The organism is Mesorhizobium sp. CA4 (assembly GCF_020165075.1).
Classification (GTDB): domain Bacteria; phylum Pseudomonadota; class Alphaproteobacteria; order Rhizobiales; family Rhizobiaceae; genus Mesorhizobium.
The window spans coordinates 33,921-49,748 of record NZ_JAIUHK010000030.1 but is presented as its reverse complement, the minus strand read 5'-3'; the positions used below and the strand labels follow the sequence as shown (position 1 = coordinate 49,748).

The 15,828-nt window shown below is 59.2% G+C and carries 16 protein-coding genes and 2 pseudogenes; 10 read left to right on the top strand and 8 right to left on the bottom strand.

Features of this window, described 5'->3' with window-relative positions; translation table 11 throughout:
- Window positions 1-8: 8 nt before the first annotated feature.
- On the bottom strand, window positions 9-599 hold the full coding sequence (locus tag LB528_RS22425) for a hypothetical protein (RefSeq protein WP_224716334.1): 591 nt from the start codon (window positions 597-599) through the stop codon (window positions 9-11).
- Window positions 600-699: 100 nt separating this feature from the next.
- Here LB528_RS22425 and LB528_RS22420 point away from each other — a divergent pair, with 100 nt between their 5' ends.
- Window positions 700-1,017, top strand: coding sequence for a hypothetical protein (locus tag LB528_RS22420; protein ID WP_224716333.1), 318 nt, complete (start codon window positions 700-702; stop codon window positions 1,015-1,017).
- A gap of 23 nt (window positions 1,018-1,040) precedes the next feature.
- On the opposite strand, the gene LB528_RS22415 is transcribed toward LB528_RS22420, so the two are convergent.
- Together LB528_RS22415 and LB528_RS22410 are read right to left on the bottom strand one after the other, a co-directional pair.
- A complete protein-coding gene (locus tag LB528_RS22415; RefSeq protein WP_411962241.1) occupies window positions 1,041-1,907 on the bottom strand; it encodes a sulfotransferase family protein in 867 nt (288 codons plus the stop codon).
- Window positions 1,908-1,936: 29 nt separating this feature from the next.
- Window positions 1,937-2,392: a MucR family transcriptional regulator gene (locus tag LB528_RS22410; protein ID WP_224516822.1), complete on the bottom strand. Its 456-nt coding sequence runs from the start codon at window positions 2,390-2,392 to the stop codon at window positions 1,937-1,939.
- Between the two features lie 643 nt (window positions 2,393-3,035).
- On the opposite strand from LB528_RS22410, the gene LB528_RS22405 reads away from it, so the two are divergent.
- Both LB528_RS22405 and LB528_RS22400 read left to right on the top strand, forming a co-directional pair.
- Window positions 3,036-3,503, top strand: a complete 468-nt coding sequence (locus LB528_RS22405; protein WP_224716331.1) for a metallophosphoesterase family protein — start codon at window positions 3,036-3,038, stop codon at window positions 3,501-3,503.
- 295 nt (window positions 3,504-3,798) lie between these two features.
- Complete coding sequence (locus tag LB528_RS22400) at window positions 3,799-3,954, top strand: protein phosphatase 2C domain-containing protein (RefSeq protein WP_224516921.1); 156 nt, start codon at window positions 3,799-3,801, stop codon at window positions 3,952-3,954.
- A 662-nt stretch (window positions 3,955-4,616) separates the two neighbouring features.
- On the opposite strand, the pseudogene LB528_RS22395 reads toward LB528_RS22400, so the two are convergent.
- Window positions 4,617-5,139 (bottom strand): annotated as a pseudogene (locus LB528_RS22395) (transposase); the annotation flags it as partial.
- Window positions 5,140-5,611: 472 nt separating this feature from the next.
- Between LB528_RS22395 and LB528_RS22390 the strand changes: the two are divergent.
- Window positions 5,612-6,493, top strand: a complete 882-nt coding sequence (locus tag LB528_RS22390) for a hypothetical protein (RefSeq protein ID WP_224716330.1) — start codon at window positions 5,612-5,614, stop codon at window positions 6,491-6,493.
- A 193-nt stretch (window positions 6,494-6,686) separates the two neighbouring features.
- On the opposite strand, the gene LB528_RS22385 is transcribed toward LB528_RS22390, so the two are convergent.
- Window positions 6,687-6,956 (bottom strand): hypothetical protein, encoded by a 270-nt coding sequence (locus LB528_RS22385; RefSeq protein WP_224516815.1) that lies wholly within the window; start codon window positions 6,954-6,956, stop codon window positions 6,687-6,689.
- Between the two features lie 148 nt (window positions 6,957-7,104).
- Between LB528_RS22385 and LB528_RS22380 the strand changes: the two genes are divergently transcribed.
- From LB528_RS22380 to LB528_RS22365, 4 genes are read left to right on the top strand one after another with little or no spacing between them, the layout of a single operon-like run.
- Complete coding sequence (locus tag LB528_RS22380; RefSeq protein ID WP_224716329.1) at window positions 7,105-7,575, top strand: hypothetical protein; 471 nt, start codon at window positions 7,105-7,107, stop codon at window positions 7,573-7,575.
- 38 nt (window positions 7,576-7,613) lie between these two features.
- A complete protein-coding gene (locus LB528_RS22375) occupies window positions 7,614-7,991 on the top strand; it encodes a hypothetical protein (RefSeq protein ID WP_224516812.1) in 378 nt (125 codons plus the stop codon).
- Complete coding sequence (locus LB528_RS22370; RefSeq protein WP_224516811.1) at window positions 7,958-8,533, top strand: hypothetical protein; 576 nt, start codon at window positions 7,958-7,960, stop codon at window positions 8,531-8,533. Before LB528_RS22375 ends, LB528_RS22370 begins: the two co-directional genes overlap by 34 nt.
- Window positions 8,534-8,543: 10 nt before the next feature.
- Window positions 8,544-8,990 carry a hypothetical protein gene (locus tag LB528_RS22365; RefSeq protein WP_263487416.1) on the top strand — a complete coding sequence of 149 codons (447 nt, stop codon included), beginning with the start codon at window positions 8,544-8,546 and terminating at the stop codon, window positions 8,988-8,990.
- A 1,010-nt stretch (window positions 8,991-10,000) separates the two neighbouring features.
- Here the strand turns inward: LB528_RS22365 and LB528_RS22360 are convergent.
- Window positions 10,001-11,974 (bottom strand): putative bifunctional diguanylate cyclase/phosphodiesterase, encoded by a 1,974-nt coding sequence (locus LB528_RS22360; RefSeq protein ID WP_224716346.1) that lies wholly within the window; start codon window positions 11,972-11,974, stop codon window positions 10,001-10,003.
- A 297-nt stretch (window positions 11,975-12,271) separates the two neighbouring features.
- Here LB528_RS22360 and LB528_RS22355 point away from each other — a divergent pair, with 297 nt between their 5' ends.
- Both LB528_RS22355 and LB528_RS22350 read left to right on the top strand, forming a co-directional pair.
- Complete coding sequence (locus LB528_RS22355; RefSeq protein WP_263484201.1) at window positions 12,272-13,315, top strand: class I SAM-dependent methyltransferase; 1,044 nt, start codon at window positions 12,272-12,274, stop codon at window positions 13,313-13,315.
- Window positions 13,316-13,980: 665 nt separating this feature from the next.
- Window positions 13,981-14,868, top strand: a pseudogene (locus tag LB528_RS22350) (cation:proton antiporter); the annotation flags it as partial.
- On the opposite strand, the gene LB528_RS30620 reads toward LB528_RS22350, so the two are convergent.
- Window positions 14,820-15,155 (bottom strand): tyrosine-type recombinase/integrase, encoded by a 336-nt coding sequence (locus LB528_RS30620; RefSeq protein ID WP_411962240.1) that lies wholly within the window; start codon window positions 15,153-15,155, stop codon window positions 14,820-14,822. The pseudogene LB528_RS22350 and the gene LB528_RS30620 overlap by 49 nt on opposite strands.
- A 110-nt stretch (window positions 15,156-15,265) precedes the next feature.
- Window positions 15,266-15,454 (bottom strand): hypothetical protein, encoded by a 189-nt coding sequence (locus LB528_RS22340; protein ID WP_224516929.1) that lies wholly within the window; start codon window positions 15,452-15,454, stop codon window positions 15,266-15,268.
- Window positions 15,455-15,828: the final 374 nt, after the last annotated feature.

Sequence of the window (15,828 nt, the reverse complement as noted above, 5' to 3'; positions counted from 1 at the left end):
GGCCTTTCTCAATTGAGCGGCGCTGATCCCGCCTCAAGAGCGTCGATCGCGTCGAGCACTGCCTGGCGCTTTGACACGATAGGCTCATTTGGGTGGAACCCTGCGAGCGACAGAGACGTATAGGCAACCGTTACGGCGCTGACGAGTTGCTGCGCTTCCGAACTATCCGGAACCTCAGCAGTGGCGGCCAGAGCAAGCAAGAAGACCCTAGGGTCATGATATTCGTGCTTGCCGTCCTCGGCCTGGATGAGGGCCCGCATCCGGCGGAGTGCAGTGGTGCGGTCGGCGAGTTGCACATCCGGATTATGCAGCAACTGCAGGCCGCTGACCTGCATACGCTTCTCGTCCGGCCACCCTTCGCAACACGCCTTGATTGCGGCATTGCTAGCCGCCCACCAAACGTCAGCCGCAGCATACTCGTCTTCCGATGGCTCTTGGTCCGGCGGGAAACCCATCTCATCCCAGCCTTCAACTGCGAATGAGCCTTCCGCCGCTTCCTCGGCCGTCAGGCCAGATTGCTCGATCACGGCCCGAGCTGCGGCGAGGCCGCGCTGTTTTTCTTCAGGGGTGGCTCCCCTGGCGTTCATAATAATGTCCATGACCGGCCTCCTGTGGCTGTCAGAGCATCAGTGAACAAAATGAGAACACTGGAGTCAAGAGCCTCTTGACCAGGCAGGAATATGTTCCTCATTTCAGAGTATGCCGGAACAACCGCAAAAATGGCCGAGAGGCGCCGCCTGGACCCTGACGCATGCCCATGACGCGGGGCAGGTGGCGGGCATCCGCTGCGCCCGCTGGAATATCACGCGCTACTATAAGCCGCTCGAGCTACGGGAGGTGATCGGCAACGTCACGATCGATGAGGTGAGGGACAAGGCGCGCTGTCAGAAGTGCGGCAGCCGGGACTGGATGAGCGCGCAGCTATTCCACGCGACCGGCGAGCAGGCCCATACGATCCGCTTTCGGCGCCTGGTAGAAATCCGATGGGAGAGGCGGGTGATTTGGCGGGATGAGTAGCGGAGGGCCCCACGAAACCATCTTCAAAAATACCGACCATACGCAAGCTTCTCGAACAACGTCGCACGTCGCGCCGGAGGGATCGCACCGCGTTGTGTGTATCCGAGATCGGCCAGTGTAGGCTCCATTATGGCGGCCAAAGAGTCGAGATCAGTCGGCGATAATCGACGCCATTTTCCAATCGACTTCGCTGAGAGCCGCGGCTTCTTGGGCGGAGCCTCTGGCAAGTTCAAGCGGGAAAAGAGCCTGTCGAGAGTGACATCGCAATTAAGAACAAGGTCTTCGTATTTTACCTCGATATAATGGTCGCCAAGCCATTGAGAAAACCCTCTGGCGAGGTCGACGTGATACCTCCACCTGTGCGCATTGAAGAGCATGCCATTGGCTCGGTATGCTCGTTGCGTCATCGGAAATCCGTGCCACGACGAAAGTTCGGAACTGCCGAAATAGACTTTTCGCCACAATGGCGCCTTAGGCGCCACGAAAGGGCTCAACGCCACATCACGACCATCCCTGATCAGGTGAACGAATTTCGCTTGCGGAAAATAGGCCTTTATCAAAGGAACAATGAGAAGCGTCTCGCACAGCTTCCATCCCCACCGCTCCGCTTGGCCAATGTTCTGCAGGTGTTTGCCGATATGACATTTCGCCAGGCGCCGGCTTTCCGGGTCGCGAAGTTCGTTCCCTGTAGGCACGCCGCTTCTCGAAGATAGAATGGCGTGCTCAACCAATGGCACCATCTCCAGGCAGTCTAGTGAGCCACTGACGTTACTGCCCATGTAGACGCCAGCGTCCACCAAAATGCTAGTGAGAAGTCGACTGCCCGAGTGAGCAGTGTTGACGATCACGATAGGAGGCGTCGCTTCCGAAAATAGACTTGATGAGTGCATTGCAATTTACAGTGAGCGGACCTTGGCTTTTAGGCTTTTTGCATTCGCCTTCTGGTCTGTTTAGCAACGCGCGTTGCTCCCGTTTTTCGACCGAGTCCGCTCGCCTTGGCCAATTCTGACCGTTGGGCGGCATAATTTGGCGCCGTCATTGGATAGTCGCGCGCCAAGCCCCACTTGGCCCGGTACTCGTCAGGCGTCAGGCCGTAGTGCACGCTGAGATGACGCTTCAGAGATTTGAACTTATTCCCGTCCTCGAGGCAGATGATGTAGTCAGGGAAAACCGATCGCTTCGGATTGACCGCGGGCGCCTGGGCCGGCGTTTCTGGTTCGGCCGATCCTCCGATCTTCGAAAGCGAGAAGTTCACGTTCGCGATCAGATCCGAGAGAGACGCAACCGGCACCGCATTGTTGCTGACGTACGCGGACACTATATCGGCAGTGAGTTCGATCAACTGGCTTCGGCTGTTCTCAATCTCTTCCGGCATGCATATCTCCGATCCTCGCAACAAATAGCCTAACTCTCTTAGCCGGTTTCTGGCCAAGCGCAACAGCCCGAGGATGCGCGAACCTGAAGCTCAAGCGTTGAAGTCATAACGATAATCCAGCTGCCTGAGAGTGATCAGTCGTGCTACTGTGGGGCGAAGAAAGGGAACGTCCCCTCCGGTGCCGTGGCGCAAAAAATGCATTGCCTTTTGATTGGACGTAGTCAGGACTGCGGCCGTTATCTCAGCCCCCAATAAAAATTACTGGGCATCGGTAAACGGAAATGTCAGGTCGAATTATTGCGGTGACGTGATCATGCGAAGTACAGATTAGCAAGGGCGTATGTTTATTCTCACCGAGCCCGTTTACAGGTTTTGGTGAACAACACGTTAGGATGATCCCTCCATTTTACTCACCTCGCCAAACCACCCGCTTCTCCCCTCAGATCCCGACCGGCGCCCGAGCGGATCGAGTGGGCCCGCTCGCCAATCGCGTGAAATCCGGCGGGTCAGCCAACATTTTGGCTAATTGAGCGGCGAGCCATCGGACCCGGAGATCTCCGCGCGCGCGTACCAGATTTATGGGGACGCGCCTTTACATCGATTGTTTCTGATCACAAACACCTTGGGTCCCATGGCTCAAACGATGATATTCAGGATCGGCATCATTTCGGACACGCACGGCTTGTTGAGGCCTGAGGCAGAGCGTCGCCTGGCCGGTGTCGATCACATCATTCACGGCGGAGATATAGGCGGGCCGGAGATCATCGCCGCGCTTCGCAGGATTGCGCCGGTTACCGCCATCAGAGGAAACGTGGACACCGGAAGCTGGGCCGCGCAATACGCTGACACTGAGCACGTGCGGCTTGCGGGGCGAACCATCTATGTGCTTCACGACCTAAAGACGCTGCAGATCTCGCCCGCGGCGCTTGGCGTCGACATGGTAATCTCGGGCCACTCTCACGTGCCGATGATCGAGACCGTTGATGGGGTGCTCTACTTAAATCCTGGCAGCGCCGGCCGGCGGCGCTTCAAGGTGCCGATCACGTTGGCGACAGTCGATGTCACGCCCAGCCACATGCAACCGGTCATTCACGAGTTGGGCGACGGTTGATACGTCGCACGCAGATAGAGGCGCCCGTGATCATGGCCGAGTGGGCGGCCATCAGAACTTTCTAAGCGGCCGGCAAACAGCGAAAGAACCCGTCGCAAGGGTTCTACGGCGGGCAGGCAACCGGCTGCAATCCTAATGGGGGAAATGGGACCGGGTCGTGTGCGTCAAGGCCTAAGAAGGGGCGGCCAAGGCGCGGCGATCGAGCATGGCTTGGAAATGCTCCGGCGCCGCAAACAAGGCCAACGGCATCTCCTATTACCCCCTTGGGTGTTCCTAATCACGGACGGAGCGCCGGCTGAAAGCGTGGCGGCGGCCGAACAGGCGATCAAGGCTTTTCGACGGCCCCGAAGGTCAGGTTCTGACGGCTGTCGTATGCGATGGCGCTGGGAGCGCAGCCTATTCTGAAGTCGGGTCCTGGCTTGCCAGCCAGACACTGCTTGAACTCGTGTGACCACCCGTCATCCTGGCCGACACCACCATCGCGCCGTCCCCGTGAGACGGCTGACAGTCGGCACTCCGCCCCAACGCAGACTGATGACTTCGCTGCGCCGGCAGCCCACGGCTATCACCCGGATGAGTGCCGCGGTGGTCCTGCCGGTCCTCGGCCACACTGCATTAAGACGCGGGACTCACCGCGACATCGCGCTTCTCGCAATGTGCGGTAAACCCCCGCACATTGCAAAACCGCGTCGTAATTCATTGCAAATACAACCAACCGACTGCGGCACAATGTGTGTCATTTTACCTTGCCGTCTTAATCGGTCGTACTTTGGAGGACTTATTAATGCAATAATATGCCACTCTATGCTCTATACCACGATTCCGTTTGCTGGCGCTGATTTCGGATGCGCCGTGCAGTCTTCCGCGCTCTGGGACGGCGTAGCTGCGCTGCTTATTTGCAGCACTGGAACCCTCGCGGCGCACTTTCCCTCGGGCAGACGGAGCATCGTCATAGGCAATCCGGCGTGGTCCTGCCGCCTCGCAATCGGGCGGCCGCAAGCGAGATAACGTGCGTTCCATCGTTCCTAGTCCTCATCCGCCGGAGCGGTTTCCTTGTGTCAGATGGCGCCCGACAGCGCGCCGACGCCACGCGTTTCAACGTCCGTTGCGCGTTCATGGATGCGCTCCCGGAAGCCGGCGGTCCTTCCTATGAGCGCGCCGGGCAGCATCGCTTCGGTTCGTCGCGGAATCGCCGGCATGGACCATTCCGTCGCTTCACATGGCGAGCATGGTCACCGCCAGTTTGCACGCCACGGCGACACAGGCCTTGCGGCGGCCAGGAGCGTTTTGGCGATCGCCTGACCTCAGCCCTTGACCTTGTCGGAGCCTTGAAGCGCGTCATCACCCCGAAGCCGCCTCGTAAAGCGAGCGTCGAACATCGGCGTCACCGGCTCCTGATATGCAACCCTGAACGTCAATCGAGGAGCCCGATTGCCATCGCCGCGAGGTCAGCCCGAAGTGGGCCGCGACATCGCGTGAGCGGCGAAAGCGTGACGATCGTCGATCGCCGTCGTAAACGAAAGTGCCGTGACCGGACCGACGCCGGGATCGCCATGAAGCGTCGGCACAGTTCGCTGCGCGCCACTTCTTTGACGACGAGATCGTACAGCCGGCAATACTGCCTCCACAGCGTAGCGAGATTGGGTTTGAACCGTCGGCACGACGGATGCGAGATCGGCGCACTTTTGATAGCAATGAGACGTGTCGCTATCTTATTCTTGGTTTCGCTCCGCGTCGACCTAGCATTATGCCGTAATTCGGCGCCTCTGCTTTCGTGAAGCGAACAACTTCATGCTTGCATTTCCTACGCAAGTCGAACTGCTAGCGCATGCGTACGCACAATCGAAATCAGGGCAGCGCAGATCGATGACCAAGGGAGCGAGTGTGATTGATGTCAGGTCGATCCGGGAGCGTGAGATCACCCTTCATGGCCTTGCTAAGGCTGATGATAGGTACATAATTTACTACGACGAGACGAACAACATTCGCCGGTTGCACGTGCGATCGGACGGGCTCAACGTGCGCGAGCCAAAGTGCTTTGTCGTGGGCGGCATTGTGCACCGCGGGACGCCGCGACCGTTGCCGATTGCCGAGCTTCGGCTCTACGTATGCAACTCAATGCCCCCGAGATAAGACTCAAGCATGTGGCGGCCGGAGAAATTCTTGAGCTGCTCAACGCGCCAAGGTTGGAGATTTTCCTGAAATGGCTCATCGAACAGGAGCTGTTCGTCCAATACTCGATTATTCCGCTCTATTGGTCGATTGTGGATACAATCGACTCAATTCTGAAAGCGCGAGCCGCGGCCGCTCTGCTGGCGGTTGCGTCTCAGCTCAAGAATGACCTTTATACGCTCCTCCGCCACGACTGCGACGACACCGTTGATATTTTCATTCGCTACCGGTACCCGGATGTGGGGCCAGAACGGCGGCCGGCTTTCGTGGCCGAACTCCTCGATCTCCTGGAGCACCGGCGGGAGTTGCTCCCGCAGTTCAACCACATGATGCTGAAAGGTGTGCTTCAGATTGCGGAACCGCTCGATGCCCTTCCTTATCTTGAGGACGAGACAGCCAACGTGCTGGTCGAGAGTTGCGCGCCCTTTTATGTGCAGAGGCTCTGTCTCTTCAAGAACTCCCAGCACATCCTCGGCGTTGAGGAGATCGTGAAGGAGCGTATCGAGCGGTTGTCATTCACCGACCGCGATCGCGAGCTGAAACACTTTGCGATTTCCCATGACGAACCTGGTATTCAACTGTCCGATATCATCGTCGGTATTCTCGGCAAATTCCTCTCGTTCGTCTGCTCGTCAGACGACGCGGGATTAATGGCTGCGCGGCGCGGCCTGGGGGAGCGGGAACAGCGAAGCCTGAGCCTACTGAATGCATTGCTCGATCGGTCGGTCGCGGAGACCAAGGCGTTTGAACACTACCTGCTGAGCCTAAGAGATCGGGAAGCCGCAGCGTTCTTCCTGGATCCGTCGGTCTCGCCTTAGGCGCGTGATCGTACTTTGTGGCCGACCGGATGGCCGCCATACTTGGCCTAGAGTCGTGTCGCATTCACAATGTCGGTCAGGAGGTCGTCGATGCTTCCAGACGATGTGGTAAGCCTTCCGTCAACAGCATGAGGAAGATTGTGCTCTTCTTCATAGCGATAGCTCGCCTCGAATTCTTCAATCGCCTCTCCCGCTAGAGGGACGCCACGAATTTCAGGCGCTCATATGCTGCAACGACGAAGTTGAACAGGGCCGGGTTGATGTTCACCACCGAACCATACCAATGGAACATGCGCCGGCAGGCTTGCCGAGTCTCTTCTTGGCATCGTCTAGTGGTCTCAATCGCTGCGACAACGATGTCGCGCGGAACGAGGCACAACGTCATCAGATCGGCCATGATCGGGCAGGTCGCGCATTGAAGAATAAATTGGGACAAGACAAGCAGGTGAACCGTTTTAACCATGAAATGCAACCTGTAACAACCTGGGGTTCAGACCGACATTCTTGGAACTGCTTACCGAACGTATATTAATTAACGCTAAATTAACCACGACGAATGGATGATAAGCACTACGTTGAGCCGCATCGTCCGGCTCGAAAGAGGGATCTCAATGAAGTTCTTTCGCGCCATCATGGCTGCGAGCCTGCTGGCCGTCTGCGCTGGCCAGAGGGCATCGGCCGCCACCGGAAATGTGCTGTTCAGCGGCACGGTCACCGCGACCTGCACTATCACGATCAACTCCAACGGCACTATGACCGTGAGCAGCAATCTTCAGTCGCTGAGCTCACATAATGCCGCCGGCTCGGCAGGCAGCGCTCAGGTCGATACGACGGGCGGCGTCTCGCTCAGCGTGGACCCCGTGACCACGACGACCGTGCCGGTCTCGGACACCACGGCGACGACATGGATCCCGACCTTCGCCACTTCAGGCGCGCAGACGATTGCCGAAACCGGCACCGCAACCGCGCTGACGGTGCCGGGCACATCGACGGTGGCGGTCAATCTCGCCGGCACCAAGAGCGGCACGAACCGGTTCTCCGCCGGCAACTATCAGGCGACGGTGACGCTGCGCTGCGAATAGTCCTAATGCGAAAGGATCGGTCCTTGAGAAGAATTTCAATGCTTGGGGCGGGCCTGATCGCCGCGCTGTCTCCCGTTGCAGCGATCGCCCAGTCGATGACGCCGATGCGGGGTGAGGTGCGATCCTTCACCGATGCCTTTGCCGTCCGCGTCTTTCCGGGTAATCCGTACAACCAGCGCATCCGGGTCGAGGTCCATGTCTACGACCAGGATTTCCAGCCGGTCGCGGCCAGGATCACGCCGGGCACCTTCCTTCTGGCCGGCCAGGCCTCGCGCCCTGTCCTAGTGGTCGTGCCGTTCGACGGCGCGAATGAGCGCAAAGTGCGCATCTGTACCGAGAGTATCCCCTTTCCAAGCGAGCAGACCCAGATAAGGGCACAGATATGCGGAAAGTTCTTCGGGCATCGCAGGTTCTGACCTTGTCCTTGCTGCCCGCCCTGGCTGCCGTCAGTCAGGGGCTTGCCGAGGATATCCTGAACCTGAACCTGAACCAGAACCAGACCGGTTTCAGCCTGCCCGGCGTCACCCTGCCCCAGGGCCAGGACGAGGTTCATGCCAGCGATGGCACCACCTGCCGCTCGGCCGTTTCCGGCAGCGGCGCCTATCTCGACCTCGGCATCATCCGCGGCAATAACAACAGCAACCAGGCCAACAGCGACATCGCCACCTATGGCCGCGTGGTGATCCCGATCGGGCGGACGCCGAAACGCGTCGATTGCAGCCGCCTCTACGAGCTGGAAGTCGAGCGCCTGCAGCTTGAATTGAAGCTGCTCAAAATGGGCCTCGGCGCCGACGGCCAGACCGTGGGGAGTGTGGCCGCCTCTCCACCCCAGGGCGCCGAACCCCAAGCCGGCGCGGCTCAAGTCAGCGCGGCCCAAGCCAAATCAAGGGGATGGGCCAACGAAGGCTGGAGTATCAGAGGCACGGCCGGTGGTGAAAAGAAAAAGAAACGGAAATAGCCGCGCGCTGTTGGCGTTGGCAGCGCTTGCCTGGGTCTGTCTCCCGGCGCAGGCGGCGATCATCGGCACCTGCACAATCGTGATCGGGGCACCGGGAACGATGAAATCGAACCCCGCTATCAACATCTTCGGCTCCAAGCAGGCGGGCGGCTCGAGCGCCGGCGCCACCATCACCGCGAACTCGACGCTGTGTTCCATCCTAAACCTGCTAGACTGCTATACCGTTTCCGCGCCCGCGCCGGCCGCATTCACGTCCGCGCCGACCGGCGGCGACACCAACCTCACCTTCGCCTCCGTCTTCCGCCTCGACGGCTCGGGGCTGGATGTCCCGGGCAGCTCGCCGCAAAAGCTGACCAACGGGACCCATACGATCCAGGTCGATCTGACCGCCACAAAGTCGCCGGGCATCTTCCCGGCAGGCAGTTATCAGGCCGAGGTCACTGTCCGCTGCGAATGATGCCTGTGGGCCACGGGCGCGCGCAACCGACATGATCTGGAAACCGACGCTCTTTCCAGCTGGGCAATCCCAGGAAAGTGGTGACCCGGCCCGGGGCAAGATGCCGATCGACAGAATCGGCCTGGTCCAGGCTAATTTAAATGACAACGACGGAGAGCCTGCGTGTTCCCGGCACACCTGTGCCTTGCCCCGCCAGTCGCAAAGCGCGTGAGACGAACGCCTTATCCGCCAACTCGTAAATCCCGACGGAAAACTGCTTCCGCAGATGTTCATTCAGGTGCTGGCGAGCATAGCCCCGTCATAGTCGGCTGAAAGGCGCCCGCTGACGCCATCGAAAGCGTCCTATCAGCCCAAAGATACCAGATTGCAACGCCGCGCTCAGGCTTGGATACCCCGAAAACCTCCACCTCTTTGAGAAGCCCAAGCATCTAAGCAGACGGACCCACGATGCCGATGTTGTAAGATGCACGCCGGTCCAAGCCAGCGTGTGGAATGCAAGGGTTCAACCGCACGGTAGGGCCGAGCGCTACCGGCAGCTGGGTTCAAACACGGCGGCGACTCCTGAGACCCGCAGCGGCGATGCCGTTGCTGCTGGGGCGACCAATGGAGCTACGAAACCGGTGGAAAGACATAAACATCTATATCAATGCGGGGGCGCTAATTTAGCCTCGCGTTTTAGCCGACTCTTCCCCTACCGAGTCGGTTAGGCCCGGCGGTTCAACCCAACGCACCCCAACGCGGAGCTGTCGGGCCGCTACTATGAAAGACGACATCCAAGCTTTGCGCCGCCCGGAAGGAGATATCAAGAGCAGACAGCACGAACATTAGCATGGCGAACCGCGCATCAAGCGACGCGATCATGGCGACGGTGCGCCGGCGAAGCAGCGAGGATCGTGTCAGCGTCCCGTTCCCGTCCGCCATTCGATCGCCGATCAGAGATCAAAAATCAGCAAGGCCGCCCGGTCGGAGCCCCGGCGGCTTTCCCACCCTGAACGCCGCCGCCTGCTCGGTCATGCGGACTTTAGCACGGTAAATGGCCGTTTCTGGTTGGTCCGCTTTGCCTGGAAGCTTCCGGCGGCAGCAGGGCGGCCAACACGGTAACCTTGGACCTTGTCGATGGCGAACTCGTGCATGAGCGCCATCTGCTCGTCGGTTTCCACCCCCTCGACCAGGATTTTGGGGCCGCGATTTCGGACCAAGGCGACGATGTCCTGGAGCATCGCCATGCCCTTCTGGGTACCGCAGGCGTGAAGGAACGAACGGTCGATCTTGACCGTATCGAAATCGATGAGACGCAGCCACGAAAGGCCTGCGAAGCCCGTCCCGAAATCATCAAGCCATATCTTGATACCCAGCACTTTCAGGTCGCTGATGCAGCGTAGAACGTCCGAATGCATCTCCATCTCGAGGCCTTCGGTAATTTCGAAGGCCAGCCTGCTGCCGGCAACACCGGTCTCGCCCAATATGCCGGCGACGGACGTTGCGAAACCGGGCGTCTTGAGCTGGATCGGCGAGACGTTGACGCTGACGACGCCGATGTGGTCGTCCGCCAGGAGCTCGGTGCAGACCGATCTTATCACCCAGCGCCCGAGTTCCAGGATGGCGCCGGTTCTTTCCGCCACGGGAATGAACAGGCTTGGCGGAACCAAAGTGCCGTCCAGCATCTTGAGGCGCATCAAAGCCTCGGCGGCGTGGACCTTGCCCGAAGCGACATCCTGGATGGGCTGGTAAACGAGCGAGACGAGATTCTGGCCGATCGCGATTTTCAGCAAAGCCGCGATGTTCTCGCTCTCGTCGCTGCTCTGGGGATCGGTCGGATCGAACAGCCGAGCGCAGTTCCTGCCGCCGGCTTTTGCCAGGTAGAGCGCGCGATCAGCCTCGTGAATGATCTTCTCCAGCTTTGCGCCAGCCTGCACTCTGGTCAAGGCGGCGCCGACGCTGGCCGTGACGATCGAGATGCCGTCACGCCGCAGCTCGTGGGTAAGAGCCAGCCTTTCCACTGTGAGGCAAATGGCTTCCGCTAGCTCCGCGACCCGCTCCTTCTTGTCCATACGGACCAGCACGATGAATTCCTCGCCGCCGTAGCGCCCGATCGAACCGTCATATTGCTTAATGAGATCGCGAAGCGCATTGGCGACATGGATCAAGCAACGGTCGCCTTCCTGATGGCCATAGCAGTCATTGAATTTCTTGAAGAAATCCACGTCGATAAGGATGGCCGCGAAACCGTTGCCTAGCTGTTGCCAGTCGCTCCAGTAGTCACGCAGCTTCTCATCGATTGCCCGCCTATTCTCCAGCCCCGTAAGCGGGTCTGTCCGCGATAGCCGCAGCAGGGCCTTGCCGCGCTCTGTGGCCTCCCTGTGCTGAATTTTGGCTTCCAGGGCGTTCAGGAAGACGTTGTAGCGCTCCCCATTCAGCTTCCAGTTCACATATGACGTGAACGTAAAGCACGACACGTAGAAGGTCGCGAACACCATCTTGTAGGTTAATGTAGCGGGCAAAAAATAGTTTACCAGGTACAATATTAACATTATTATTGTTGACGTTACTATCGACAACTTGAAGCTGAACGTGAAGAAAAGATTGGCACTCATCATGAAAATCGTGCCGAACACCATGTAGTACCCAACGCTTTCCTTGTCGGCGCCGGTAAAGGCTGGGCAAAGCCAACCGACATAACCGAAAATGATGGCTCCGGCGCAAGTCAAATCGAGCCATTCCGTCGCGACCCCGCGGCGAAGCTGTTCTTCCAAAATCAGCAAGGCTGTTATGCCGACGACGAAGCGGGCTACAATCGTATAGGCCGCCACGTCCGGTATCAGCAGCAGATCCGTTGCCGAAAACGTCAAATAAATGGCGACTGCCATCCATAGCCCAGGCCTGGCTTCCGTTCTTCGTTTCGCCTGGGCTTCCGCTCGATAGAGGACGCGGAGCTCGTCACGCCCCGGCTCGCAGCGGGATTCGTGCGGCTCCACATGCGCCATATCGGCCAATGCGGAGGAGACGCGGTAGTTCACAGCACCCCCCCGCTGAACGGGGTTTTGCGTTGCGAGATCCTTTCCAGCTTCTGCCCCACGCGTCGACTCCTTGGGACACGGTTTGCCACGCAATCATTGCACTGGCGCAGGCCAAGTTTGCATTAACTGGAACCCGGACTCCGAGCCAGGAGATGCTCAAACATCTGAAATGGTTAACGGAGAATTAATCATATCGGTAAAATGCGTCCGAGCCGGCATTGGCAAATGACGCATTCTACGCAATAAGTTAACTGCCTGTTAACTATGGAGCGGCGCGTGCGAACCGTCTTAGATGGCCAAAGCCTGATTACAGCCGAGATAATCGCCGCCAACCTACATCGAAAACCAGAACATCATGGCGAAGCGTTCGAAACCGCACGCGCTGAGCTTGCGCTCATCCTGCACACGACCAGCCAGCAGATCGAACGAGGTAAGAACCCGGCCGATCTTGTTAGCCGCCTGCTGTCGACGCTCAACGCACTGCGATCCAGGCTTCGCCCCGATGTCTGGCAATCCTTAATACCGGTGGCGCAGAACCATCCAATCCTGGAATACTTTCTCGAAGACCCGCTGACGCGCTGGTCTTTCACAAAGCCCAGGGGTTATTCCGGCGACGCGCAGCTGCTCGACTACATCTATTGCGACCCTCATGTGGCCGACAGCGTGGCGAACGCCTCCGAGATCGGCACGGCGCTCTACAGCCATACCAAGAATGTGCCGTCCTGCATCGCTGCACGGGAGCGGCGCGATCTTCTGACCCGCTATGTCGATGAGACCGCGGCCAGAAACGGGCCGGAAACCGAGGTTCTGGCAATAGCTGCCGGCCATTTGCGGGAGGCCAATCGTTCGGCGGCGCTGGCGGAAGGGCACATCAAGCGCTGGGTTGCACTCGATCAGGACCCGCAGAGCGTCGGCCTGATCGCGCGCGAATTCCAGGGCACAGCGGTCGAGGCATTGGACGGTTCGGTGAGGACCGTGCTCGCTAGGGGTCATAGGCTCGGCAAGTTCGATCTCATCTATGCCTCGGGCCTTTACGACTATCTTGCGCACAATGTCGCAGTGAAACTCACGAAACACTGCATGCAGATGCTGAAGCCCGGCGGCACGTTCCTGTTCGCGAACTACGCCGAGGGCAATCCCGACGCCGGATACCGCGAAACGTTTATGGACTGGGTGCTGCTGCTGCGATCTGAGGCCGATATGTGGAACATCATCAATGGGAGCGTCGACCGCAACACGGTCGAGGCGCAAGTGTTCTTCGGCGAGAACCGAAACGTGCTTTACGGCGTCATCGGAAAACGGGGTTAGACAGCGCACGCGGTGGATCGCGATGCGGCTGGGCGAGATCATTGTAAACACGTTCACAACTATCTTGGTGATATGCGGCCTCGCCCTGATTTTTCCGGCAGGCCAAATCTTCCCCAGACGCCGAGCACGAATGGTCGTCCTTCGGCCAGCCGATCCCGACACGACAGCGTCGATCCGTGACAAGCGCCAGCAACTGCCAGGCTACTTCGATCTTGCGCTCGCACCAAGAGGCCAACGGCATTGCGATAGGACCTTCACGTCCAGCGTTTTGGTCAGATGCGCGCAGAACGCCCTAACTCCCCTCCGAGGGCAGGTTAGCATTTGGATCCCTGGGGACTGAGTTGCGAACCCGGGTCCGGGTGCCGTGCGTGCGAAGACACTGGTATCCGCCGGCGTTCGCCGACTTCGATGTCGCACCGTCAGACGGCAGGTTAATTAATCCGTCCTCGAAGGAAAAATCGGCCGAGACCTTCCTGGCCTGTCCACAGCTGCCGCCATCCACGACCGCGCTTGTTGACAATGGCTCTTGCTTGCCGAATCCTATCCCGTCCAGCCATGATCCGGCATGGACGAACTCTCGATTCCCACGCTGGGGCTGATCCTTCTGACGGCCTCGCTTGTCGCCATGATCTCAAGGCGGCTGCCTTCCCTACAGCGTCGGGCTGGTGGCCGCCGGGATAGCGCTCGGCTTTGTCCCGGGCGGAACCGAGCTGCCACTCAGCCGCGAGCTGATCTTCACGGTGTTTCTGCCGCCGCTGATTTTCCAGGCGGCGCTTGAAATCGAATGGCGCCATTTCCGCGTCAACCTTCCGGTGACTGCTTTGCTCGCCTTTCCTGGGGTGGCGATCGCCGCTGCTGTTGTAGCGCTCGGAATGCATTGGCTGCTCGGATGGAGCTGGACCGGCGCAAGCCTGTTTGACGTGCTGATCGCGGCGACGGATCCGGTCTCGGTGTTGGCTGCATTCAAGGAGCTGAAAGTGCAGCCGCGCCTTGGACTACTGGTCGAATCCGAAAGCCTGCTCAACGATGGCGCGGCGGCAGTCGGTTTCGCCATCCTGATCGCCATGGCGTCGGACGCCAGCGCCACGCCCGTGGCCATCGCCTCTTCCTTTGTCTGGATCGTCGCCGGCGGCATCGCGATCGGCGCGGCCGTCGCAGCAGTGCTCCTTCTTATCGCGGGGCGGACGGAGGACCACCTGGTGGAGATCACTCTCACCACGATCGCGGCCTATGGATCTTTTTTGATTGCCGAGAAATTCGGCATGTCAGGCGTTCTTGCGACGCTCACCTCCGGACTTCTGGTTGGGAATGTGGGCTGGAAGGGCGCGATATCGGCCAACGCGCGAAGCCACGTGCTGGCATTCTGGGGCTATGCCGCGTTCCTCGCCAACTCGATCGTCTTCATCTTGATTGGCGGCCATGAGGCGCACCAGCCTCTCGCGATCTTTGCGGGTAGCTCTGCAGTAGCCGTCGCACTCATGCTGCTGGGCCGGGTACTGGCCATCTATCCGCTCTGCGCCCTCCTCAACCCGACTTCGCTGAAGGTGGATCTCAAGTACCAGCATGTCCTGGTTTGGGGTGGACTGCGCGGCTCGCTCGCGCTTGCCCTTTCGCGTGCGCTGTAGCGGCTGGTCACCGTGCCTCGCGAATGCCCAACCAGGGCGGCGATCGTCGCTTCGGTGAACCCAAGGTCATTTCCGATGCTAGCGAAGCTGTGTCGCAGAACGTGCGGCGTGATGTCGGCCAAGTCGGTGTCCTTGAGCAGCTTCGTCCACTGCCCTGGGGAAGCTCTCGAACGGCATGCCGTCCTCCCAGCCGGGAAAGACGCAGTCTTCAGCATCCTGTTCCTCGTCGCGGCGACCTTCGAGGTATTCCAGGGCTGGCAAGCCGATGGGACGTACTGATGCTCCCTCCTTGCTGTCGGCGAGGCGCAGGCAACTGCCCGCGATATCAACTTCGCCCCAACGCAGGCCGATGACTAGCGACGCGACCGGCCTGCAGAACGGTATTGCACGACGTAGCTTTTCTTCCCGAGGCAAAGACGCGCAACCCGAAACCGGGCAACTCCTCGTCCCAAATGACATAATCGGCGGAACGAATTTCCGTGGTACCGACAGTTCGTTTGGTCAGCTTCGCCATGCTCGGGCGACTCCTTGAAAGATTCCGCGCGTAAGCAAAGCGTAAGCACGACAGGGCAGGGTTTCGACCGCCTTGTCGTAGCCTTGGCGCTTACTGAATTCGAATTTGTTTGTGACTTCAGCGGTATAGCGCGCGATCGGATAGAAATGGACAGGTTCTGCGAAACCGATTATCCATTCTCCGAAGGCAGAGGTCGCAGATTCGAATTCTGCCGGGCGCGCCAATTTCTAGTTGCGGAGCAAGCAGTTAGCCCTTCACGTTGCTCACCTGAAGTCCTTTAGTGCTGAGCGGCGTAAGCGCTGAGAACCCGAGTTAGGGCAAAGCTAAGTCGCCGCATCCCACTGATTTTCGAGTAAAACAGCGCAAAGCACCAG

Excerpts from the sequence above, each read along its gene's own strand:
- LB528_RS22420 (WP_224716333.1), top strand. The coding sequence starts at position 700 with ATGCCGGAACAACCGCAAAAATGGCCGAGAGGCGCCGCCTGGACCCTG.
- LB528_RS22405 (WP_224716331.1), top strand. The coding sequence starts at position 3,036 with ATGATATTCAGGATCGGCATCATTTCGGACACGCACGGCTTGTTGAGG.
- LB528_RS22380 (WP_224716329.1), top strand. The coding sequence starts at position 7,105 with ATGAAGTTCTTTCGCGCCATCATGGCTGCGAGCCTGCTGGCCGTCTGC.
- LB528_RS30620 (WP_411962240.1), bottom strand. The coding sequence starts at position 15,155 with ATGCTGAAGACTGCGTCTTTCCCGGCTGGGAGGACGGCATGCCGTTCG.
- LB528_RS22340 (WP_224516929.1), bottom strand. The coding sequence starts at position 15,454 with ATGGCGAAGCTGACCAAACGAACTGTCGGTACCACGGAAATTCGTTCC.
- LB528_RS22410 (WP_224516822.1), bottom strand. The coding sequence starts at position 2,392 with ATGCCGGAAGAGATTGAGAACAGCCGAAGCCAGTTGATCGAACTCACT.
- LB528_RS22360 (WP_224716346.1), bottom strand. The coding sequence starts at position 11,974 with ATGGCGCATGTGGAGCCGCACGAATCCCGCTGCGAGCCGGGGCGTGAC.
- LB528_RS22375 (WP_224516812.1), top strand. The coding sequence starts at position 7,614 with ATGCTTGGGGCGGGCCTGATCGCCGCGCTGTCTCCCGTTGCAGCGATC.
- LB528_RS22355 (WP_263484201.1), top strand. The coding sequence starts at position 12,272 with ATGGAGCGGCGCGTGCGAACCGTCTTAGATGGCCAAAGCCTGATTACA.
- LB528_RS22370 (WP_224516811.1), top strand. The coding sequence starts at position 7,958 with ATGCGGAAAGTTCTTCGGGCATCGCAGGTTCTGACCTTGTCCTTGCTG.
- LB528_RS22425 (WP_224716334.1), bottom strand. The coding sequence starts at position 599 with ATGGACATTATTATGAACGCCAGGGGAGCCACCCCTGAAGAAAAACAG.
- LB528_RS22415 (WP_411962241.1), bottom strand. The coding sequence starts at position 1,907 with ATGCACTCATCAAGTCTATTTTCGGAAGCGACGCCTCCTATCGTGATC.
- LB528_RS22385 (WP_224516815.1), bottom strand. The coding sequence starts at position 6,956 with ATGGTTAAAACGGTTCACCTGCTTGTCTTGTCCCAATTTATTCTTCAA.
- LB528_RS22390 (WP_224716330.1), top strand. The coding sequence starts at position 5,612 with ATGCAACTCAATGCCCCCGAGATAAGACTCAAGCATGTGGCGGCCGGA.